Here is a 19,781-nt window from a genome sequence, read left to right on the forward strand (position 1 = left end):
GCGGGCGGTCCAGGTCGGTCGCCTTGCCTGTTCCGGCGCCTGCGGGAGGTTCTCACCGCCGGGGCCTGTCCGGCGGATCTTCGTGGATCAGCTCGGGAGCCCGCGACGATCCGCCGGACAGGCCCTAGCATCCGCACATGGATGCGAACACTGGTTTCGACCCGTGGTCACCCCGGTTCGTCGCCGACCCCTACCCGGGATACGAGCGGCTGCGGGACGCCGGACGGGTGCACTGGTTCGAGCCGAGCCGGCAGTGGCTGGTGCCGCACCACGAGGATGTCCGGGCGTTGCTGCGCGACCGGCGGCTGGGCCGGACGTATCTCCACCGGTTCTCCCACGAGGAGTTCGGACGCCCGGCGCCCCCGGCTGCCCACGAGCCGTTCCACGTCCTTAACGGCAACGGCCTGCTGGACCTCGAACCGCCCGACCACACGCGCATCCGGCGCCTGGTGTCGAAGGCGTTCACTCCGCGCACGGTCGAGAACCTGGTACCGGTCGTGACCCGGCTGGCGGGCGAGCTGGTGGACGGGCTGCTCGCCGAGGGCGGCGGGGACCTCATCGGCGCGCTCGCCGAGCCGTTGCCGGTGGCCGTCATCGCCGAGATGCTGGGCATCCCCGAGGCCGACCGGCACCTGCTGCGGCCCTGGTCGGCGGCGATCTGCGGGATGTACGAGCTCAACCCGGACGAGGAGAAGGCGCGAAGCGCCGTCCGCGCCTCCCTCGACTTCTCCGCCTATCTGCGGGAACTGATCGCCGACCGTCGCGCCCGCCCCGGCGACGATCTGATCACCGCGCTCGTCCACGCGCACGACGAAGGGGACCGGCTCACCGAGCAGGAAATGGTTTCCACCTGCATCCTGTTGCTCAACGCCGGCCACGAGGCCACGGTCAACACCACGGGCAACGGCTGGTGGGCGCTCTTCCGCCACCCGGACCAGCTCGCCGCCCTGCGCGCGGACCCCGGGCTCCTGCCGGGCGCGGTCGAGGAACTCCTGCGCTACGACACCCCGTTGCAGCTCTTCGAACGGTGGGTGCTGGACGACATCGAGATCGCCGGCACGGTCATCCCGCGCGGCAGCGAGGTGGCCCTCCTCTTCGGCTCCGCCAACCGCGATCCCGCCCGCTTCCCCGACCCGGACCGCCTGGACGTCACCCGCGCGGACAATCCCCACCTCAGCCTGGGGGCGGGCATCCACTACTGCCTGGGCGCGCCGCTCGCCCGCCTGGAACTCATCGCTTCCTTCGGTGAACTGCTGCGGCGTGCGCCCCGGCTCCGGCTCACCGCGGAACCGGAGTGGAAGCCGGGATTTGTGATCCGAGGGCTGCGGGAGCTTCTCATCGCGTGCTGACGTCATCTCACCCCTCACCTCGCGACGACTCCGCACGACGTGACGATTCACCCGTCCAGCCGGTGTCGGGCGCGGGCGGGTTGCCCGCCGACTCGTGGAATGGGGAAGCGGTGCGGACCATGGCAGTGTGGACGGGAACCGGGTTTTCGGTGGGGCTGAGCCGGTGGACGCCCTCGAGGCGGCGCCGACGGCCCGGACGGCGGTGGCGTGGCTGCCGCCGCAGGAGCTCTGGCCGGCGATCCAGGACATCCGCTGGGAGCACGATCCGCACATGCGGCGGTGGCCGCCGCATGTGAATCTGCTGTTCGGCTTCGTGCCGGAGGAGGAGTTCGCGCGGGCTGTGCCGCTGCTGTCCGCCGGGGCGGCGGAGAGCGCGGCCTTCACGGCTCGTCTGGCGGGCGTGCGGTACTTCCGGCACCGGCATGGCGCGACGGTGTGGCTCGATCCGGCAGCGGCGGGCCTGGCACCGTGGGCCCGTCTCCACCGGGCGCTGGGGGCGCGGTTCCCGCTCTGCCGCGGCCGCGGCGGCCGCTTCACCCCGCATCTGTCCCTCGGCCGCACACAGGAACCGCAGCGCCTGGCCGCCGAGTGCGGCGCCCGGCTCGGCTCGCTGTCGGCCGTGGTCGAGGAGGTGGTCCTGCTTTCCCGGCGAGGCGAGGAGCCGATGCGGCCCCGGGCCGTGATCACGCTGGGCACGGGTGAGGTCCACCGCCCGCTGGAGGGCTAAGGGGCGCTCCCAGTGCCAGGTGTCGCGGGCCGGGCGCGACTTTGCGGACACACCCTTGGGATTGCCTCTTCGCTCAGGCGACGTCGGAGCGCATCCCGGTCGGGGCGTTGGCTTCCCGCCAAGTTCCCTGGATGCCGTTCGGCGGCTCCCCTTCCCCGCGTGCGGTCGGTAGCCTGCGGCGTGGCCGGAGCCCGTTCGACGGGCACCGGAACGCACGGCATGTACGGCTCGTGACCCATGCACTCGCGTCGAACGACGGAGGGGACACATGAAGTCGCGCTATCGCCTGCCGGGAATCCTGGCGGCCGCCGCAGCAACGCTCGTCACTTCGGGGATCGCCGACGCTTCGGCGGCCGCCCCGGACAGCAAGCCCGGACCGAGCGGTGCCACCGCCTACGGCTGGGTGCGCAACGCGAACAGCGCCCACTGCCTGGCCGTTCCCGGTGGCAGTACCGAGAACGGCATCGGACTCATCCAGTGGGGCTGTGGCAACTGGCGGGACCACTACTGGCAGTTCGAGTACGCCTTCAACAACGGAGGCCGTAGCTACTACCGCGTGCGGAACCTCAACAGCGGGCAGTGCCTCGCCGTACCGGGTGCCAGCACGAACCCGGGCACCCAGGTCATCCAGTGGCCCTGCGGCACCTGGAAGGACCACTACTGGGGCATCGAGTACACCGACCGGGGCACGCGCCTGGTGAACTGGAACAGCGGCCAGTGCCTGGCCATCCCCGGCGCCAGCCGCGTTCAGGGTGAGAAGGCCATCCAATGGCCCTGTGGCACCTGGGCGGACCACTACTGGAACATCTGAGTTCCCGTACCCGCCCCTGTGCTCAGGTCCACGCACAACGACGTGCCCGGCGAATCCACTTCGCCGGGCACGTCCGTGTGGTGCACGAGGGGTGTTGTGTCGTGCCTACACCTGTCAGGCCGTCGCAGGTGCCGGTGCGGCCTCGGCGGCCTCGTCACCCTCGGCAGCGGCTTCCGCGGAATCGGCGGATTCGGCGGGACGGGGGATGCGGTGCATCCCCTTGCGGTCGTAGAAGCGGGTGACGCCGAAGCCGAAGAGGACGGAGACGACCAGGGCGATGCCCATGGAGACCCAGGCACGGGTGAGGCCGGCGTCGGCCTGGGCGTCGTAGTAGAGGATGGAGCGCAGGCCCCCGGTGATCTGCCGCAGCGGCTCGAATGCCGCGAGCGCGCGGAAGAAGTCCGGCAGTGCCTGCAGCGGGACGGTCGCGCCGGAGGAGGGGACGGCCATGGCGACGAAGATGATGGCCGAGAGCAGCATGCCGGGGGTGCCGAAGACGGAGAGCAGCGCCAGCGCGCTCACGCCGACGACCGCGATGGTGCCCACGGAGTAGAGCCACAGCAGACCGAGGTGGGAGGCGTCCATGTCGAGGATGCCGACGGTGGCGGCCTGGACGAGCGATCCCATGACGACCGAGAGGCCGAGCATGAGGACCGTGCCGATCGCCAGCGTGCGCACCCGGCTCGTGTGCTGGAGGGGCATGCGCTGGCGGAAGGGCCCGAAGTCGGTGTGCACGTAACCGAGGGCGGTGTCGACCTGCGAGCTGATCGCGTTGGCGCCGAGCATGCCGCAGACGACCAGGACCAGCGCGTAGTAGAACGCGCTCAGGCCCATGGCGCTGTGCGAGCCGACCGGGTGGCCGTCGGCGACCTCCACGGTCGCGGGGTCGGCGAGCATCAGCTGGGCGGCCGGAGCGAGCTTGGCCCCCTGGCTCTTCGCGCGGTCGAGGAGGTCCTTGCCGATCTGGGCGGAGGCGGCGTGGGCGGCCTTCTGGGACGCCTGGCTGGCCATGGAGGAACCGATGCTGCCGGCCGACTGGTTGGTCAGCACCGTCAGGGTCGGCCGGACGGCCTGCTTCTGCTTCGGGTTGGTCAGCCCCGTCACCGCGGCGGTGAAGTCCTTCGGCACGACGAGCGCGCCGAAGACCTTGCCCTGGCCCAGCCGCTTGTCGGCTTCCTGTCGGCTGAGGACCTGCCAGTCGAAGCTGTGGTTGTCCGCGGCCTTCTTCTCGATGCCGGAGACGATCTGGTCGCCGAGGTTGATGCGCTTGCCGCCCGCGTCGGCGCCGCGGTCGCTGTTGACCAGGGCGACCGGCAGGTCGCGCAGATTGCCCTTGGGGTCCACGTTGCCACCCACATAGAGCAGGGCGAACAAGGTGGAGACCACCGCGAGGATGAGGCCCGAGCCGATCCACAGCCGCGGGCTGCGGAGCGCGGAGGAGGGCTGAGGGGAAGGCATGACTTCTCCGTGATGATTACATAGCGTAGCTAGATACTTCAGGTATCCAGCTACTGGATAGTGGCAGTATCTTCCTTGGGTGTCCAGTCGTTCACCGGTGGATGCCCGGCCGCACCACCAGCGAGGACGCCGCATGAAGATCTCGGAGCTCAGCCGCAGGACCGGCGTGCCGGTCGCCAGCATCAAGTACTTCCGGCGGGAAGGACTGCTGCCCGCCGGCAGGGCGACGGCCGCGACGCTGGCCGAGTACGGGGAGGAGCACGTCCAGCGCCTGCGGTTGATCAAGGCGCTCACCACCCTGGGCGGCCTGTCCATCGCCGCCACCCGCGACGTACTGGCAACGGTCGACCAGGCCGAGAACACCGACAAGACCCTTGAGGCGATCAGCTACGCCCTGCCCGTACCGGTCACGGCGGCCTCGGCCGGGGACGCCGACCGGGACGCGGCTGCCGAGTCGGCAGCCGAAGAGGACGTCATGGGTCTGATCGCGGCCATGGACTGGCAGGTCCCCAGCACCTCCCCCCACGTCCGGGGGCTGACGACCGCGCTCAGAGAGCTCAGGCGGCTCGACGCGGACTACCGGCCGGAAAGGCTCGTCGCGTACGCGGAACTGGCCCATTCCATCGCGCGCCTGGATCTCGAACGCGCGGCCGCCTTCGATGATTCGCCGACCCTGGCCGAACAGGCGGTCATCGTCCTCGCCCTCTCCGGCCCCATGCTCGAACTGCTGCGACGGCTGGCCCAGGAGGACCAGGTCCGCCGCCGGGCCGCAGCCGACCGCCCTGACGCCCAGTGATCGTCATGATGGCGTCCGTCCGGCCGCGGGCCGCTTCGGGAAGGCAGCGGCGGCCGGCTTGATGTGATCGTCCCTGATCAGGGCAGACGCTTTGGCGTGGTGACGTAGCTGAACGGCGCGGAGACTCCGGCGCTGTGGTGACCGGCCGCCGCGAGGGCCAGAGCCAGCCGCTCACGTGGTTTGAGATACAGCTCCGCGGTGGCGTGCAGAGCGCCGAGGGCGAACTCGTCCCCACACCCCACGGCCGCGTATCCGTCGGCGGGCTCGGCTATCTGATAGTCCCCGTAGACGGCGAACAGGCGGCTGTGCACACCGACGAGGAACGTCCCGGCCTGCTCCTGCTCGGAGTCCTTGCGTGCCCAGCCGCCGTCCTTGAGGCACTTGCGCAGCTTGTCGACGAAGACGGTGGTCATGAACCGGTCCAAGTCGCCCTTGGGCTTGGGTGCTTTGAACGCGTGGTGCAGCAGTTGTCCCATGCGGAAACTGGTGGTGAAGCCCATGGCGTAGGGGCCGTTGCGGAAGATCTTCGGATCCCGGCGGACGGTGAGCCTCAGGCCGGCGACACCGGCCGAATCCCCGCCCAGATGCACCCGCCCGTTGTGCACGAGCCCGACGATCACGGTCATGCTCTCTCCCTCCGCTGTACCGACCTTTCGATACTGCGCCCGGGGAAGCGGGCGGAAACGCGGTAGGGGGAGCGGTCGGATACCGGCGCGGGACGGGCAGGGTACCCGCCCCCTCCCGCCCTCTTCCCGTCGACTGAGCTCCGCACCGCGAACAGGGGTCAGGACGCCGGTTCGAGACCCCAGGCGACGGCTCGTCCTGCCGCGGCGGCGCGGTTGGGGACATCAAGCTTGGCGAGGATGTGCTCGATGTGGGTGGCGACCGTGCGCGGGCTGAGGAAGAGACGGGCGGCGATCTCGCGGTTGGTCCGCCCCTGGGTGAGTTCCGCCAGGACTTCGAGTTCGCGCGGGGAGAGGGCCGAGGGGCGGGCGACGGTACGGCACACCACGACCGTCCCGGCGTCCTGGCGGGTCAGGTGCAGTTCGAGGGTCCACCGCCGGTACGGCACCAGCACGGTGGCCGCCGTCCCCCGCCGGGCGGCCGTCCGCCGTACCAGGGCCGCCACGGGGGAGCCGGCGTCGGTGAGCCCGGGCAGCGGCTCGCCGCTCAGCACGACCGGGGCGGTGTCCGCGTCCCGCGGCACGAGTACGGCGCAGGAACTGCCCACGGCGTCGTCGGGTCCGCCCGGTCCTCCGGAGGAGCGGGGTCCGAGCAGCGGGTCGGTGACGGCCGCGAGACACTCGCCCAGCAGGGTCATCACGGCCCGGACGGCCGGTCGGTCGCACCGTTTCCGTGTGGTGCTGACGTTGAGCATGCCGACGTACCTGCCGTCCGCGGCGAACAGGCACTGGGCCACGCCGTCCTCGACACCCAGGGGGTCGAGAACGGCACGGAGCCCCGCCGAGGTCCGTCGCACCGGGCCGGGCACGTCGCGCCACCAGCGCGTGGTGTCCGCCGAGTACCGGATCAGCGAGAAGCCGGGGTCGTCGTGCAGGCGGTTCTCGATGTACCGGGTGGCATCGGCCGGGTAGCTGCCGGCCAGCGTGAGGTGACGGCGGCGCAGCGGATCCCACCGGGACAGCGACGCGTGGTCGTGGTCGATCACCGCGGACAGTGCGGTGAGGACGGTGTCCGCGCCGCCGGTGCCGCCCACGGCGCGGCGCGCCGCCTCCCGTACGTGCAGGGCGGCGCTCAGCACGTCCGTCGTGCTCTGCTTCGCTGTCATCCGCTCAGCATGATCATCCGTTGATGGGCGGTCAAACGGGGGGCGAACGGGGGCGAACGGGCCACCGTGGTTGAGCCTGTGTGCCCCTTTCTGGTGCCAGGGCGCGGGCCAGGACCAGAGTTTCGCGGCGGATCGCGGATCGCGGATCGCGGATCGCGGATCGCGGCCCGCAGGCCCGCCCTGCTCGGCGGCGAGCTGCTGGGGCCCGCGCAGCTCGCCCGGATGCGCACCACCGTCAAGATCCCCGACGGTCCCGGGGCCGGCCGACTGGCGATCAGCCGAGGACGAGGGGGATCTCCGCGGACAACTCGCCCAGTCGATCCTTCTCCGCTGCGGACGGGGCACGCCGTCCGGTGCCGATCAGCAACGCGTCCTTGTCGGAGAACGACGAGGGGAACGCCGCACCGGCGATCCCCTCCAGCAACTCGCGTGACCGGGCGAGCCCCTCGGCGGGCGGTTCCGCCGCGTCCGGGAGATGCGCGATCAGGTCGAGATGGTGCAGCGTCCATTCCAGCACGTACGCGGAGAGGTAGTCGCCCGCCGTGAGCACCTGGCCGCGGGTGGAGACCCGGACCGCGGGGTCCGCGAGCCCGGCGGCGCGACCGGCGGCGGAACCGACGTCGTCGAGGTGGAACTTGAGCAGTCCCGGCTCTTCGTACGCGGTGGCCAGGCGGACGGTCAGCGCGTCGAGCGGGTCGTCACCGGTCGGCGCTTCGACAATCTCCCAGTAAGTCACCGCGTCCCGGGTCGATTCCGTTTCGGCGGGGGTGACGAGGGTGATCAGGACGTCCTGCGCGTCGATGACCAGATGGCACACCAGGTCCCGCACGAGCCAGCCGGTGCAGCCGGACGGGCGCGTGAAGTCCTCGTCGGGGAGTTCGGCGACCGCCGTGCGCAACGCCGCCCAAGAGCGTGAGAAGAGGTCCACGCCCGCAAGCTAGCAGCGCCCGGCCCCCGGCGGTGAGTGCGGACGCGGGCCAACCGGGGCCGTGGTGCTCCCCATAGCCTTCGAGAACCGTACGAATCACCAAGGCTGTTGACGTTTAGCGTTCACAAAATTTATGGTCTCGGGACTCTCGCAGGAGATCAAGACGACGGAGACCAATGACGCCCTCTCCCGACGTGCGGTCGCGCCCCGCCCGCCTGTCCGCACTACTGCTCGTCGGCGTGCTCGTCGCTTCGGTGCCGCCCGCGGCCGCCGTGCAGGCGCCACAGCCCCCCATCGCCGACCGTCCCCCCACCTCCGCCTCCCCGACCGGCAGTTGCCGGACGGGCGACGGCTGGACACTCGAGACCACCCGCATCAACAGCGCCGACACCCACCACGCGTACGTGGGCAATGGCTACCTCGGGCAGCGTGTACCGTCCAACGGCGCCGGCTACACCGGTAGTGACGCCAAGACCGGCTGGCCGCTGTTCACCCCGAGCTACGACGGCTCGTTCGTTTCCGGGCTCTACGCCCACAACCAGCAGACCGCCGCTGACCGGGAGGCCGTGGCGGCCGTGCCGACCTGGTCCGCGCTCACCGTCGGCACGGGCGGCGAACGCGGGGATACGTTCAACTCTTTGACGAAAGCGGGTCGAATATCCGAGTATCGTCAGACCCTCTTCCTGCACTGCGGCCTCGTCCGGACCTCCCTGACCTGGACCGCCGCCGACGGTCGGAAGACCGACCTGGTCTATGAGGTGCTGGCCGACCGCAACGACCCGCACGTGGGTGCCGTTCGACTGAGCATGACGCCGCGCTGGAGCGGTGAAGCAACCGTCACCGACCAGCTCGACGGACGCGGCGCCCGACGCGTCCGGCAGACCGGCGGTGGTGATCGCACCGGTGGGGCCGGCCGGGACGGCCGGACCATGGATGTGGCCTTCCGTACCGATGGCACGGACACGGACGGTGCTGTCGCCTCCACCCTGCGGGCGGGGCCCGGCGTGCGTACGACCGGGACCCGACGCGCGGACAGTGCCCGCGACTTGAGTGCGCGGCAGTCCCTCACCTTCCCTGTCCGCAAGGGGCACGCGTACGAGATCACCAAGTACGTGGGTGTCGACACCGCCCTGACCTCGCAGTCACCCCGCCGGGACGCCACCGCCGCCTCCCAGCGCGCCGCCCGGCGCGGATGGGACAAGTTGTCGCGCGCCCACGCCGCCACCTGGGCCCGGTTGTGGCGTGCCGACATCGAGGTGCCGGGGCAGCGCGAACTGCAGGCATGGGTGCGCTCCGCACAGTACGGGCTGCTGTCCAGCACCCGTGAGGGCGCCGCCAACAGCGTCAGTCCGGCCGGGCTGACCAGCGACAACTACGCGGGCCTCGTGTTCTGGGACGCCGAGACCTGGATGTACCCGGCCCTGCTGGCCACCGCACCCGAACTCGCCAAGACGGTCGTCGATTACCGGTACCGGACCCTCGCGGGAGCGCGGGAGAACGCCCGTAAGCTCGGCTACCAGGGACTCTTCTACCCTTGGAACAGCGGCAGCAAGGGCGACTTGGCCCGGGAGTGCCACAGCGTGGACCCGCCGCACTGCCGTACTCAAGTCCACCTCCAGTCGGACATATCCCTCGCGGCCTGGCAGTACTACCTCGCCACCGGTGACACCGACTGGCTCCGCGAGCGCGGCTGGCCGGTGATGAAGGGCATAGCCGAGTTCTGGGCCGGGCGCGTCCACCGCAACGCGGACGGCAGCTACTCCATCAAGGACACCGCCGGCCCCGACGAGTACAGCAACGGCGTCGACGACGCGGTCTTCACCAACGCCGGCGCCGTCACCGCACTGCGCCATGCCACCCGCGCCGCTCGACTGCTCGGCGAGCGCGTCCCGGGGGAGTGGACGACGATCGCCGACCGGATCAAAATCCCGTACGACGCGCAACGCAAGGTCTTCCAGCAGTACGACGGCTACCGGGGAAGCAAGATAAAGCAGGCCGACACGGTCCTGCTGATGTACCCCCTGGAGTGGCGGATGCCCGAGGGTGCCGCGGCCAGCACCCTCGACTACTACGCCCAGCGGACAGACCCCGACGGCCCCGCCATGACGGACTCGGTGCACGCCATCGCCGCCGCCGGTACGGGCGAGGCGGGTTGCTCGACGTACACCTATCTGCAACGTTCCATCAGGCCGTTCGTTCGTGGTCCCTTCGCACAGTTCTCGGAGGCCCGTGGCGCCAAGGCGGGTGCCGAGGACCCGCTGGCCGGCTCGCCCGCGCACGACTTCCTCACCGGCAAGGGCGGCTTCCTGCAGATCTTCACCAACGGTCTGACCGGCCTGCGGATGCGCGAGGACCGGCTCCACCTCGACCCGATGCTGCCCCCACAACTCAGCGGCGACGGCGTCACCCTGCGCGGTCTGCACTGGCAGGGCCGCACCTACGACATCGAGCTGGGCTCCCACCGCACCACGGTCCGGCTCACCGACGGCCGACCCATGACCCTCGACACCCCGCAGGGCGCAAAGGTGGTCACCAGGACCGCTCCGGCCGTTCTCACCACCCGCCGTCCCGACCTCGCTCCCACCGACAACCTGGCCCGCTGTACCACCGTGACCGCCTCGTCCGAGGAACCCGGCATGTACGCGGACGCCGCCGTCGACGGCAACCCGGCCACGGCCTGGGTTCCGGACGGGCGAAGCGGCAGCCTCACCAATGACCTCGGCAAGCCCGTGCGCGTCACCAAGGTCCGCCCCACCTGGAGCGGTCCGGCGCCGGCCTCGTTCGACGTCCAGCTGTCCCTCGACGGACGGCACTGGCGTGATGCCACTGCCGACGCGGGCAATGGCACGCCCGTCTCCGCTCGGTACGTACGGGTGGTGGTGCGCGGTGAGGCCGCTGCCACGGCCCGTACGGGCATCGCCGAGCTCACGGTGTCCTAGGGTGTGTCCGCGAAGTCGCGGCGTACGCCCGAAGGGCGTGGCCCGCGGCGTCTGGTGCGTGCGATCGCAAGGCGGAGGGTCGCCCTCGTACCGGGCGTACTCGGGCGAGCCCGACAACGCAGCGAGCGCGCGTGCCAGGCGTCGCGGGCCAGACGCGAATTTGCGGGCACACCCCAGGGACCGGCAGGGGCCGGGCAGCTTCGTGCTGCCCGGCCCCTCGCCTGTGCCATGTCGGTCCTGACTAGGCTTCGGTCCGCTTCTCCAGGCGACTGCCGCGCGGCAGGGTGAGGGCCATCATGTCGCCGGGGGCGTCCAGTTCGATGCGGTGCCATCGCCCGCGCGGCACGACAACCGCGGTTCCGGCTGTCAGCTTGGTCTCCTCCTCCTCGTCTCCCGGCTGCTCCGGACGGAGATAGAGGCGTATTCCGCCGGTGAGGCACGCGACGACTTCGTCCGCGTCGGGGTGCACTTCCCAATGGTCGGCGTGGAGGTCGGCGTCGGTCTCCACATGGAAGGCGAACAACTGCCAGCCGTCCCGGTCGGGATCGAACATCTGCTGCTCGACGCGCACTTGGCCGTCCTGGCGCAGGTGGAGGGCGGACGCGAAGAGATCGATCGGAGTCACAGTCATGGCGGAACGCCCTTCTTTCGGTGGTCTTTCATCGGGTGGGTGTGTGGCCGGGAGACGGCCGGTCCGGTCGGCCGTGGTCACCTCAGTCGGCCAGGGCACGACGCAGCGCCGCGGTGAGCCCGGCCGTCTGTCGCTGTGACACGTCGGCGGACGGGATTGCCTGCGAGTCGTGCACGGTGCCGGGCCACTGGTGCGGCTCGACCGACACGCCCTTCCGGAGCAGGCGCCGCGTGTAAGGGGGGTTCGGGATCCATGTCGGCCATCCTGGCGGTCGCCACCCGTCCGGATCAGCCGACGTTCGTCGGGTATCCCGCCGGGATCACGCGCCGGTCGGCGCCTCCCTTGCTGCTGGGGAGGGCCCTATCCTCCTGACATGGAGGCACTGGCCGTACGGCTGTCGCAATTGGATTCGGAAGCGGAAGGCGTGGTCCGCGTCGTCATGTTCTACGACACGCTGATGCGCCGACGGGTGGATCTCCCGGCGCTCGCGCGGGCCTCGGCGGGCCTGGCCTCGTGCGTGGCCGGGATCCGGTTGCACAGCACGGGGCGGGCGATCCGCATCTCGCCCGACGGCAGGGAAACGTCCGCGCCGCCGTCACCCGCGTCCACCACCGTGCCGATCACACTCGACGAGGAGAAGATCGGCACGGTGTGGCTGGAACGCCCCGACGCGCCCGGCCCGCTCGACGAGTTGCTGCTGGAACGGCTCGCCATCGCCGCCGGAGCCGTCGTCGAGCGGTACGGCCCGGCCCGCACCACGATGGCCGACCCCGCCCTCCTCGAGCTGGTGATCAGCTCCGACAGCGACGAGGCGGCCCGAGCACGGGCGCTACGGCTCCTCGGTTTCGCCGCCGACCTGCCGGTCCGCGTCGTCGCCGTACGGTCGCGGCTTCCGCTCGACCGGCTCGGCGCTCTGATCTGCCCGGGCCGCCCGGTGAAGGCGGCACCGCTCGCCGACGTGGGCGTCATCCTGGCCACCACCGTCGACCCGGCACGGTTCCCGGCAGGCGTACACGCGGGCATCGGCAGCGCCGAAAGCCCCGACCGGTCCTGGCGCGAGGCACGCACCGCACTCCGTTTCACCACCCCACGCCGGCCGGTCGTCCACTACGACGGCCTGGGGTCCTTGGCGCTGCTCGCACAGGTCCCCCGGGAGGTCGCGCGAGACAACCCCGACGTGGCGGCGATCGCCCGCATGGCCGACAACCCGGAGGATCTGGAGACTCTGGACGCCTATTGCACCACCGGCTCCCTGCGCCGGGCCGCCGACCTGCTCCATCTGCACCACAGCAGTGTGGCCCGCAGACTCGAACAGATCGGAAAGACGCTGGGCGTCGAACTCACCGCGCCCAGCGGACTGATACGGGCCGAGCTCGCCCTCACCGCGTGGCGGCTGCTCAACGATTGAGGAAGCGCCCTCGACCCCGAGTTCGCCGGTGATCCGCGGCACGGAGGCCGGCCGTCCTCAGGGGGCCAGGGCCGCGGCGACCGCCGCCTCGGCGTGCAGGCGGGCGGTGGGGAAGACCGGTACGGGGCTGTCCTCGGCGCCGATGAGGAGCTCGATCTCGGTGCATCCCAGGATGACGCCTTCGGCGCCCTCGGCCACGAGGTTCTCGACGACCCGGCGGTAGGCCGCACGCGACTCGTCGCGGACGACGCCCAGGCAGAGTTCCTCGTAGATCACCCGGTGCACGAGCGCGCGCCCCTCGGCGTCCGGAACGCGGACGTCGAGACCGTTCGCCGTGAGACGGCCCCGGTAGAAGTCCTGCTCCATGGTGAACGCGGTGCCCAGCAGCCCCACTCGGCGCAGCCCCGCGGTGCGGACGGCGGCTGCGGTGGCGTCCGCGAGGTGCAGCAGCGGGACCGAGACCGCCGCCTCGACAAAGTCCGCGACCTTGTGCATGGTGTTGGTGCAGATGAGCAGCAGATCGGCGCCGGCCGCCTCCAACGACCGGGCGGCGGAGGCCAGTACCTCGCCGGCCTCCGCCCACCGCCCCTGGACCTGCAACTGCTCGATCTCGGCGAAGTCCACGGAGTAGAGCACACAGCGGGCCGAGTGCAGACCGCCGAGCCGCTCACGCGTCCGCTCGTTCAGGATCCGGTAGTACTCCGCCGTCGACTCCCAGCTCATCCCACCGATCAGCCCGATCGTCTTCCCGCCCGTATGCACGCTCATGTCCCCGCTCCTCGTGGCGTCATTACCTGCGCACACCATAAGGCAGGGGATGGGTATTTCATATATCTATAAGTATTGCTTTGATGTCTTCCTTGTCGGGCGTCCGGACAATGCGCGGTCCGTGCCACGCCCGTCGATGAGCAGGTCAGGCAAGGGTGGAACGGTGTCGCGGGCGACGGCCGCCCCCGGCACGGTCACGCGGGCCCCCGTGCGACCAGCGAGCGCAGGATGGGCTCGGCATGGGTCCACAGCAGCAAGCCGCCCGCGTCGGCGACGACATGGCGGCGCGCTGTGGGGATGGCGTCGGCGAGGGCGGTGCTCAGACCGGGGGAGTGGAACACGCTGGTGTCCTGTTCGCCGTACCAGAGATCGACCGGGGTCGTGATGGCGCTCATGTCGAACGGCCAGCGCCCCATGGTCAGTACGGTGTCCCGCGCGTAGCCGGCCGGGCCCCGGGCGAAGCCTTCGGTGATGGCCCGGCGGTAGGCCGCCGCGAAGAGGGGCTGCCGGAAGACCGCGCGGTCGGGTGCGGCGCAACCGGTCGTCACCAGGGCCCACATCGCGTCCGCATCGGCCGAAGCCGCGAAGGCGGCCTCGGCGGCGGGCGGATCCGCCGCCACGGCCTCCACCATGCTCCGCACCCCGGGCGCGAGGGCCCCGGCCAGCTCCGGCGCGGCCGGTTCGCCGCTGCCCGAGACGACCGCCGCCCCCACCACGATGCCGCGCGCCGCGCAGGCGAGCGCGAAGGGCGCCCCTTGCGAATACCCCACCACCCGCAGCCCGTCGAGGCCTCGCGCCGTCGCGAGGCTGCTCACGTCGTCGGGCCAGTCGCGAAGGGTCCGCCCGGGGGCGGGGTCGGAGGCGCCGAGGCCCGGGCGGTCCACCGAGATCAGACGGACGCCCAGCGCGTCCACCGCGTCCGCGCCGAACCCCAGCCACCGGCTCGTGGCCCCGCCGGGGCACAGCAGCACCGGGAGCCCGTCGGCCGGGCCCCACTCCGCCCAGGCCAGTCTGCGGCCGTCCGGCAGGCGGCTGCTGCCGAGCCGTTCGGGAGGCGCGATGCCGACGGGCCCCGTGGTCATGCGAGGGCCACGAGGTCGGCGTAGTCCGCGCCCCAGAGGTCCTCCACACCGTCGGGGAGCAGGATGATGCGCTCGGGCTGGAGGGCGTCGACGGCGCCTTCGTCGTGGGTGACCAGCACGACGGCGCCCTTGTAGGTGCGCAGGGCGCCGAGGATCTCCTCGCGGCTGGCGGGATCGAGGTTGTTCGTGGGCTCGTCGAGCAGGAGGACGTTGGCGGCGGAGACCACCAGGGTGGCCAGGGCCAGCCGGGTCTTCTCGCCGCCGGAGAGAACACCTGCGGGCTTGTCGGCGTCGTCACCGGAGAAGAGGAACGAGCCGAGCACCTTGCGGATCTCGACCAGGTCCATGCCGGGGGCCGCCGAGCGCATGTTCTCCAGGACCGTGCGGTCGCCGTCGAGGGTCTCGTGCTCCTGGGCGTAGTAGCCGCGTTTGAGACCGTGGCCCTCGATGACCCGGCCGGTGTCCGGCTTGTCGACACCGGCGAGCAGACGCAGCAGGGTGGTCTTGCCGGCACCGTTGAGGCCGAGGATGACGACGCGGGAGCCCCTGTCGATGGCCAGGTCGACGTCGGTGAAGATCTCCAGCGAACCGTAGGACTTGGACAGCCCCTCGGCGGTCAGCGGGGTCTTGCCGCAAGGAGCGGGCTCGGGGAAGCGCAGCTTCGCGACCTTGTCGGAGCGGCGCTCGGGTTCCAGGTCGCTCAGCAGCTTCTCGGCGCGGCGGGCCATGTTCTGGGCGGCGACCGCCTTGGTGCCGGCGCGCAGCTTGTTCGCCTGGAAACTGAGCGCGGCCGCCTTCTTCTCGGCGTTGGCCCGCTCGCGCTTGCGGCGGCGCTCGTCGGCGCCGCGCTGGGCCTGGTACTGCTTCCAGCCCATGTTGTAGACGTCGACGGCGGCGCGGTTGGCGTCGAGGTGGAACACCTTGTTGACCACGGTCTCGACCAGGTCGATGTCGTGCGAGATGACGACGAAACCGCCCTGGTAGGTCTTGAGGAAGTCGCGCAACCACGCGATGGAGTCCGCGTCCAGGTGGTTGGTCGGCTCGTCCAGCAGGAGGATGTCCGCGCCGGAGAAGAGGATGCGGGCCAGCTCCACGCGGCGGCGCTGGCCGCCGGAGAGGGTGTGCAGGGGCTGCTCCATGATCCGCTCGGGCAGGCCCAGGCTGGCGGCGATGGTGGCCGCCTCGGCCTCGGCCGCGTAGCCGCCCTTGGCGAGGAACTCGGTGTCCAGCCGCTCGTACTTCTTCATCGCCTTCTCGCGCGTCGCGCCCCGGCCGGTGGCGATGCGTTCCTGGCACTCGCGGATCGAGCGGAGCACGGTGTCCAGGCCACGGGCGGACAGCACGCGGTCGAGCGCGAGCATGTCCAGGTCGCCGGTGCGTGGGTCCTGCGGCAGGTAGCCGACCTCGCCGGAGCGGGTGACGGTGCCGTTCGCGGGCATGCCTTCACCGGAGAGGACCTTGGTGAGGGTGGTCTTGCCGGCGCCGTTGCGACCGACCAGGCCGATACGGTCGCCCTTGGCGATGCGGAAGGACGCCGACTCGATGAGGACGCGGGCGCCTGCGCGCAGTTCGAGACCGGTGGCGGTGATCATGAGAAGTGGGGCTCCAAGGCCGTAGTTCGGGGGTGGTGCGGTGTTCCGGGGGCCGGGGCGGGGCCCCGGCGGGAGCCGGTGCGCTCGCGAGGGTCGCCCGCGCGCTGCGGGCGGGTCCTGCTCGCCACCGGCCCCCGAGGGCTCCCGTCAGGCCGGGTACGTCACTTGACCGCGGTGATGATGGGCAGGACGCCGTGGTCGTTGTAGCGGACCGCGTGCACGGTGAAGCCGGCCGTTTCGAGCTGGCCGCGCACCTCGTCCTCGCTGGAGAAGTTCAGATAGGTCGCCTGGACGATGTCGCCCATGATGGCCAGCTCCCGGCGCAGGTCCGGCTCGGGGATGTCGTACTTCTCCCAGGCCGCGGCCTCCTCGGGCGCCACCCACGGCGGCGGGGGCGGCGGGGTGAGGAAGCTGAGCAGCAGCCGGCCGCCGGGGCGCAGTGCCTGGTGGAAGCTGCGGTACAGATCGATCAGCCGCTGCGGGTCCGACTCGTACATGTTCAGGCCGTTGCTGACGATCAGGTCGAACTCGCCGTCCACGCCGAGCTTCCATGCGTCGCGCACCTCGAACGCGGTGTGGTCGGAGAGGCCGTGCTCCGCCGCGTTCTCCTTGGCGTAGCCGATGGACTCCTCGTCGATGTCGATGCCGACGAGCGTGAACTTCTCGATGCCCCGGTAGTCCTGCTGCAGCAGGTCGTCCATCACCCCGCAGGGGACGGACGCCAGGGTCGCTCCTTCGGTGACGGAGCCGGCGATCTCCTCCTTGAAGCGGTGGAAGCGCTCGCGGGCCTGGCACAGCAGGGAGTTGTTGAGCAGCCAGTGCTCCATCGGCGTGGTGGGGCCGGAAGGTGTGTTGCGGAAGATGTACGAGGTCCAGTAGCCGTTGAGGCCCCGGTTGTGCAGCAGGAAACGGCCGAGCTCGAACTGCTGGAGCTGCTCGAGGATGTCCAGCGTCTCGTCGAGCGGCAGCACCAGCTGGTCCGCCCGGCGGAGCCGGTGCTCGATCTCCGCCGCGATCTTCTCGGTGCCGGCGTCGTCGGCGATCCGGGTGCCGGTGTGGTGCGAAATCGTGGATGTCATCGGTACGTCCTCAGTGTTCCTTGGCCGGAGTGGTTCCTCGGCCGGGTGGGAGAGGGGGCGGGGGCGGGAGTCAGACGTTCCAGCCGATCCGGGCGAAGCTTTCGCGGACGGAGGGGTGGTCGAGCATTCCCGCGTTGCGCAGCGCACGCAGGACGTTCTTGACGATCGGCACGTCCGGGGTGATCTCGAAGCCCGCGTAGAGGGCTTCGACGGATTTCCGCGCCTGCTGCCGGTTCCCGACGATGGAGTCGAGAAGCTCGATGTTGAAGAGCTTCTCCGACTCCACGGAAAGATAGAGCGTGGTGAACTCGGCCAGGTGCGTGCCGATCGCCTCCCGGTAGTCCTCGGGGATCTCCGCCCACAGATAGGTCATCAAGTCGTAGAAGAACGCGTAGTGCCGGGACTCGTCGTTCATGTGGTCGTTGACGTAGTACTTGATCGACGGGTGCACGCCGGGGCTGTTGAAGAACTCGACGAGTTCCCGCACGAGCGTGGTCTCGAAGCAGCAGTTGGCGAGGATTTCGAAGATGTCGTGGTACTTGGGATCGAGCTTCTTCTTGATCTCGGCGACCGCGCGCTGCGAGTCCGATATCGGGTGGTCGATCGTCCGCAGGTCCGGATAGTGGTTCTGCAGCTGCAGGATCATGTCCTGGGCGATATAGACGTGGTAGTACTCGTCGATGATCACCGAGTGGGTGTTGAGCTTCGTCTCGGCGGAGAATTCCACCGGAAGATCCGAGTAGAGGATCTTCGAGCAGGCCGAGACGATTTCCTTGATCTCCAGGTTCACGATGTCGTGCAGGTATTTGTAGAAGGACTGCACGAGGATTTCTTCCTTGCCCGCCCGGTCCAGCGAGGCGACCTCGTCGGCCAGCAGCAGCGGCTGCTTGTCCTCGGGGAAGAAGAAGCCCTCCTGCGTGAAATCGATGGTCTTGCGCGGGCGGGTACGGACGGAAGCGCGGGACTCCCACCTGGCGACGTACTCCGCGGTCAGGCTGGACAGCTTCCGGTCGGCTTCGGTGTTCTCCTGGCCGATGACGCTCATGACGGGTCTCTTTCCGGGCGCGGGGCATGCCGGAGCAGCCCCGCGCCCTCGGTGCGTGGGCGTCCGTGCACGGCGGCGACCGGAGTCGCCGCCGTACTGACGGAAGGGGAAAGGAAGGAACGAACGAACGGGCGGTGAGGCGGACGGTTCAGCCGGTCTCGGCGACCGCTTCGGCCTCCACCCCGTCCTTGGCCGGCTTGGGCTTGAGGAAGGCCAGGGACGCGGCGACGGCGACGGCGGCGGCCATCACCCCGGCGGTCACGATGGAGTCGCCGGTGAACAGGCTGCTGGCGATGCCCGTGAGCAGCGTGACGAGCAGCGCCCGTCCGCTCATGGTCAGCGAGGAGGCCGCGCCCTGGAGCTCGGGGAAGACGGCCATGGAGCGCCCGAAGACGACCGGGTAGACCGTGGCGAAGCCGACGCAGAAGACGGCGATCGGACCGGTGGTCGCCCAAGCGCCCTCGCCGAAGGCCAGGAACAAGGCGATGCCGACGACCGTGACGGCCATGCTGCAGACCACGGTGCGCTCGGGACCGCCCAGGACGGTGACGACCTTCGAGGCGAGGAGGCTCGCCACGGCGAAGGAGGCCACGACGATCAGCAGATGGCCGGCGAACTCCACGGTGGACAGGCCGAAGGTGTCGGTGTAGAGGAAGGAGCTGGCCGCGATGAACACCATGTACGCGGCGAACAGCAGGCTGGGGACGAGCGACGCCGCGATGAACTCCTTGCTCGACAGGAGCTTTCGGTAGTCACCGGCGACCTTCCTCGCGCTGACCTTCTCCAGCTCGCCCTTCGTCTCGGGCAGGAAGAACATCATCAGCAGCAACGACACCAGCGTGATGGCGAATACCGTCGCGTAGTTGCCGCGCCAGCCGATCGCCCGGTTGATCAGACCGCCCAGCGCCGGTGCCGCCGTCATGAAGGCGGACATCGCGGCATTGGTGAGCCCGAACATCTTGAACAGCTGGTTGCCCTGGTAGACATCGCCGATGATGACGAAGACCAGGACCACCGACGTGCTCGCCCCCACGCCCTGGACGAGCCGGGAGGCGAGCAGGAACTCGATGCTCGGTGCCACCGCGCAGCCCAGTGCGCCGACGAGCATGATCGTGTTGCCGGTCAGCATGACCTTGCGCCGGCCGAACCGGTCCGACAAGGGGCCGTAGGCCAGGGCGCCCAGGCAGTAGCCGAAGAAGTTGTACGTGATCGTCAGCTGTACCGAGGACCCGGAGGTGTCGAAGGCCTCGGCGATGTCCGGGAAGCTGGGCACGGACATGTCCAGTTCCATGATCGTGCCGATGAGGGTGATGACGAGCAGGGCAGGCAGAAATCTGTGTGTGTTCATGGCCTCATGAGGGACGGACCTGAAGGGAAAG

The 19,781-nt window shown here is 70.2% G+C and carries 18 protein-coding genes; 6 read left to right on the forward strand and 12 right to left on the reverse strand.

Annotated features, from left to right (window positions below):
- Nucleotides 1–137: 137 nt before the first annotated feature.
- The 3 genes from ACZ53N_RS15180 to ACZ53N_RS15190 all read left to right on the forward strand — a co-directional run bounded on the left by ACZ53N_RS15180 (nucleotide 138) and on the right by ACZ53N_RS15190 (nucleotide 2,887).
- Nucleotides 138–1,349, forward strand: a complete 1,212-nt coding sequence (locus ACZ53N_RS15180) for a cytochrome P450 (protein ID WP_469141301.1) — start codon at nucleotides 138–140, stop codon at nucleotides 1,347–1,349.
- A gap of 127 nt (nucleotides 1,350–1,476) precedes the next feature.
- Nucleotides 1,477–2,076 (forward strand): 2'-5' RNA ligase family protein, encoded by a 600-nt coding sequence (locus tag ACZ53N_RS15185; protein WP_469141302.1) that lies wholly within the window; start codon nucleotides 1,477–1,479, stop codon nucleotides 2,074–2,076.
- Nucleotides 2,077–2,344: 268 nt separating this feature from the next.
- Nucleotides 2,345–2,887 (forward strand): RICIN domain-containing protein, encoded by a 543-nt coding sequence (locus tag ACZ53N_RS15190; RefSeq protein ID WP_469141303.1) that lies wholly within the window; start codon nucleotides 2,345–2,347, stop codon nucleotides 2,885–2,887.
- A 114-nt stretch (nucleotides 2,888–3,001) separates the two neighbouring features.
- Here the strand turns inward: ACZ53N_RS15190 and ACZ53N_RS15195 are convergent, their stop codons facing one another.
- On the reverse strand, nucleotides 3,002–4,345 hold the full coding sequence (locus ACZ53N_RS15195; RefSeq protein WP_469141304.1) for a YhgE/Pip domain-containing protein: 1,344 nt from the start codon (nucleotides 4,343–4,345) through the stop codon (nucleotides 3,002–3,004).
- Nucleotides 4,346–4,478: 133 nt separating this feature from the next.
- On the opposite strand from ACZ53N_RS15195, the gene ACZ53N_RS15200 reads away from it, so the two are divergent.
- Nucleotides 4,479–5,141, forward strand: a complete 663-nt coding sequence (locus ACZ53N_RS15200) for a MerR family transcriptional regulator (protein WP_469141305.1) — start codon at nucleotides 4,479–4,481, stop codon at nucleotides 5,139–5,141.
- A gap of 77 nt (nucleotides 5,142–5,218) precedes the next feature.
- On the opposite strand, the gene ACZ53N_RS15205 is transcribed toward ACZ53N_RS15200, so the two are convergent.
- The 3 genes from ACZ53N_RS15205 to ACZ53N_RS15215 all read right to left on the reverse strand — a co-directional run bounded on the left by ACZ53N_RS15205 (nucleotide 5,219) and on the right by ACZ53N_RS15215 (nucleotide 7,858).
- Nucleotides 5,219–5,767, reverse strand: coding sequence for a hypothetical protein (locus tag ACZ53N_RS15205; RefSeq protein WP_469141306.1), 549 nt, complete (start codon nucleotides 5,765–5,767; stop codon nucleotides 5,219–5,221).
- Nucleotides 5,768–5,925: 158 nt separating this feature from the next.
- A complete protein-coding gene (locus ACZ53N_RS15210) occupies nucleotides 5,926–6,930 on the reverse strand; it encodes a helix-turn-helix transcriptional regulator (RefSeq protein ID WP_469141307.1) in 1,005 nt (334 codons plus the stop codon).
- Between the two features lie 274 nt (nucleotides 6,931–7,204).
- Nucleotides 7,205–7,858, reverse strand: coding sequence for a maleylpyruvate isomerase N-terminal domain-containing protein (locus ACZ53N_RS15215; protein WP_469141308.1), 654 nt, complete (start codon nucleotides 7,856–7,858; stop codon nucleotides 7,205–7,207).
- Between the two features lie 176 nt (nucleotides 7,859–8,034).
- Between ACZ53N_RS15215 and ACZ53N_RS15220 the strand changes: the two genes are divergently transcribed.
- The gene (locus ACZ53N_RS15220; protein ID WP_469141309.1) at nucleotides 8,035–10,797 is read left to right on the forward strand and encodes a discoidin domain-containing protein; all 2,763 of its coding nucleotides are present in this window, start codon (nucleotides 8,035–8,037) and stop codon (nucleotides 10,795–10,797) included.
- Nucleotides 10,798–11,038: 241 nt separating this feature from the next.
- Here the strand turns inward: ACZ53N_RS15220 and ACZ53N_RS15225 are convergent, their stop codons facing one another.
- A complete protein-coding gene (locus ACZ53N_RS15225) occupies nucleotides 11,039–11,428 on the reverse strand; it encodes a cupin domain-containing protein (protein ID WP_469141310.1) in 390 nt (129 codons plus the stop codon).
- 82 nt (nucleotides 11,429–11,510) lie between these two features.
- Entirely contained in the window at nucleotides 11,511–11,636 is a 126-nt protein-coding gene (locus tag ACZ53N_RS15230; protein ID WP_469141311.1) for a hypothetical protein, read from the reverse strand.
- 165 nt (nucleotides 11,637–11,801) lie between these two features.
- Here ACZ53N_RS15230 and ACZ53N_RS15235 point away from each other — a divergent pair, with 165 nt between their 5' ends.
- Nucleotides 11,802–12,836 (forward strand): PucR family transcriptional regulator, encoded by a 1,035-nt coding sequence (locus tag ACZ53N_RS15235; RefSeq protein WP_469141312.1) that lies wholly within the window; start codon nucleotides 11,802–11,804, stop codon nucleotides 12,834–12,836.
- A gap of 57 nt (nucleotides 12,837–12,893) precedes the next feature.
- On the opposite strand, the gene ACZ53N_RS15240 is transcribed toward ACZ53N_RS15235, so the two are convergent.
- From ACZ53N_RS15240 to ACZ53N_RS15265, 6 genes are all read right to left on the reverse strand, one after another.
- Complete coding sequence (locus ACZ53N_RS15240; protein WP_469141313.1) at nucleotides 12,894–13,604, reverse strand: aspartate/glutamate racemase family protein; 711 nt, start codon at nucleotides 13,602–13,604, stop codon at nucleotides 12,894–12,896.
- 194 nt (nucleotides 13,605–13,798) lie between these two features.
- Nucleotides 13,799–14,686, reverse strand: a complete 888-nt coding sequence (locus ACZ53N_RS15245; protein WP_469141314.1) for an alpha/beta fold hydrolase — start codon at nucleotides 14,684–14,686, stop codon at nucleotides 13,799–13,801.
- On the reverse strand, nucleotides 14,683–16,278 hold the full coding sequence (locus tag ACZ53N_RS15250) for an ABC-F family ATP-binding cassette domain-containing protein (RefSeq protein ID WP_469141315.1): 1,596 nt from the start codon (nucleotides 16,276–16,278) through the stop codon (nucleotides 14,683–14,685). The genes ACZ53N_RS15245 and ACZ53N_RS15250 overlap by 4 nt, the downstream gene beginning before the upstream one ends.
- A gap of 161 nt (nucleotides 16,279–16,439) precedes the next feature.
- Nucleotides 16,440–17,357, reverse strand: coding sequence for a class I SAM-dependent methyltransferase (locus tag ACZ53N_RS15255; RefSeq protein ID WP_469141316.1), 918 nt, complete (start codon nucleotides 17,355–17,357; stop codon nucleotides 16,440–16,442).
- A 70-nt stretch (nucleotides 17,358–17,427) separates the two neighbouring features.
- On the reverse strand, nucleotides 17,428–18,402 hold the full coding sequence (locus ACZ53N_RS15260) for a diiron oxygenase (protein ID WP_469141317.1): 975 nt from the start codon (nucleotides 18,400–18,402) through the stop codon (nucleotides 17,428–17,430).
- Nucleotides 18,403–18,550: 148 nt separating this feature from the next.
- Entirely contained in the window at nucleotides 18,551–19,750 is a 1,200-nt protein-coding gene (locus ACZ53N_RS15265) for an MFS transporter (protein ID WP_469141318.1), read from the reverse strand.
- Nucleotides 19,751–19,781 lie beyond the last annotated feature (31 nt).

It is taken from the genome of Streptomyces sp. NPDC033229 (assembly GCF_055576875.1).

Bases quoted from the DNA above. Each gene is read 5' to 3' on its own strand.
- ACZ53N_RS15240 (WP_469141313.1), bottom strand. From the start codon at position 13,604: ATGAGCGTGCATACGGGCGGGAAGACGATCGGGCTGATCGGTGGGATG.
- ACZ53N_RS15190 (WP_469141303.1), top strand. From the start codon at position 2,345: ATGAAGTCGCGCTATCGCCTGCCGGGAATCCTGGCGGCCGCCGCAGCA.
- ACZ53N_RS15225 (WP_469141310.1), bottom strand. From the start codon at position 11,428: ATGACTGTGACTCCGATCGATCTCTTCGCGTCCGCCCTCCACCTGCGC.
- ACZ53N_RS15220 (WP_469141309.1), top strand. From the start codon at position 8,035: ATGACGCCCTCTCCCGACGTGCGGTCGCGCCCCGCCCGCCTGTCCGCA.
- ACZ53N_RS15235 (WP_469141312.1), top strand. From the start codon at position 11,802: ATGGAGGCACTGGCCGTACGGCTGTCGCAATTGGATTCGGAAGCGGAA.
- ACZ53N_RS15255 (WP_469141316.1), bottom strand. From the start codon at position 17,357: ATGACATCCACGATTTCGCACCACACCGGCACCCGGATCGCCGACGAC.
- ACZ53N_RS15205 (WP_469141306.1), bottom strand. From the start codon at position 5,767: ATGACCGTGATCGTCGGGCTCGTGCACAACGGGCGGGTGCATCTGGGC.
- ACZ53N_RS15250 (WP_469141315.1), bottom strand. From the start codon at position 16,278: ATGATCACCGCCACCGGTCTCGAACTGCGCGCAGGCGCCCGCGTCCTC.
- ACZ53N_RS15245 (WP_469141314.1), bottom strand. From the start codon at position 14,686: ATGACCACGGGGCCCGTCGGCATCGCGCCTCCCGAACGGCTCGGCAGC.
- ACZ53N_RS15260 (WP_469141317.1), bottom strand. From the start codon at position 18,402: ATGAGCGTCATCGGCCAGGAGAACACCGAAGCCGACCGGAAGCTGTCC.
- ACZ53N_RS15200 (WP_469141305.1), top strand. From the start codon at position 4,479: ATGAAGATCTCGGAGCTCAGCCGCAGGACCGGCGTGCCGGTCGCCAGC.
- ACZ53N_RS15180 (WP_469141301.1), top strand. From the start codon at position 138: ATGGATGCGAACACTGGTTTCGACCCGTGGTCACCCCGGTTCGTCGCC.
- ACZ53N_RS15195 (WP_469141304.1), bottom strand. From the start codon at position 4,345: ATGCCTTCCCCTCAGCCCTCCTCCGCGCTCCGCAGCCCGCGGCTGTGG.
- ACZ53N_RS15210 (WP_469141307.1), bottom strand. From the start codon at position 6,930: ATGACAGCGAAGCAGAGCACGACGGACGTGCTGAGCGCCGCCCTGCAC.
- ACZ53N_RS15265 (WP_469141318.1), bottom strand. From the start codon at position 19,750: ATGAACACACACAGATTTCTGCCTGCCCTGCTCGTCATCACCCTCATC.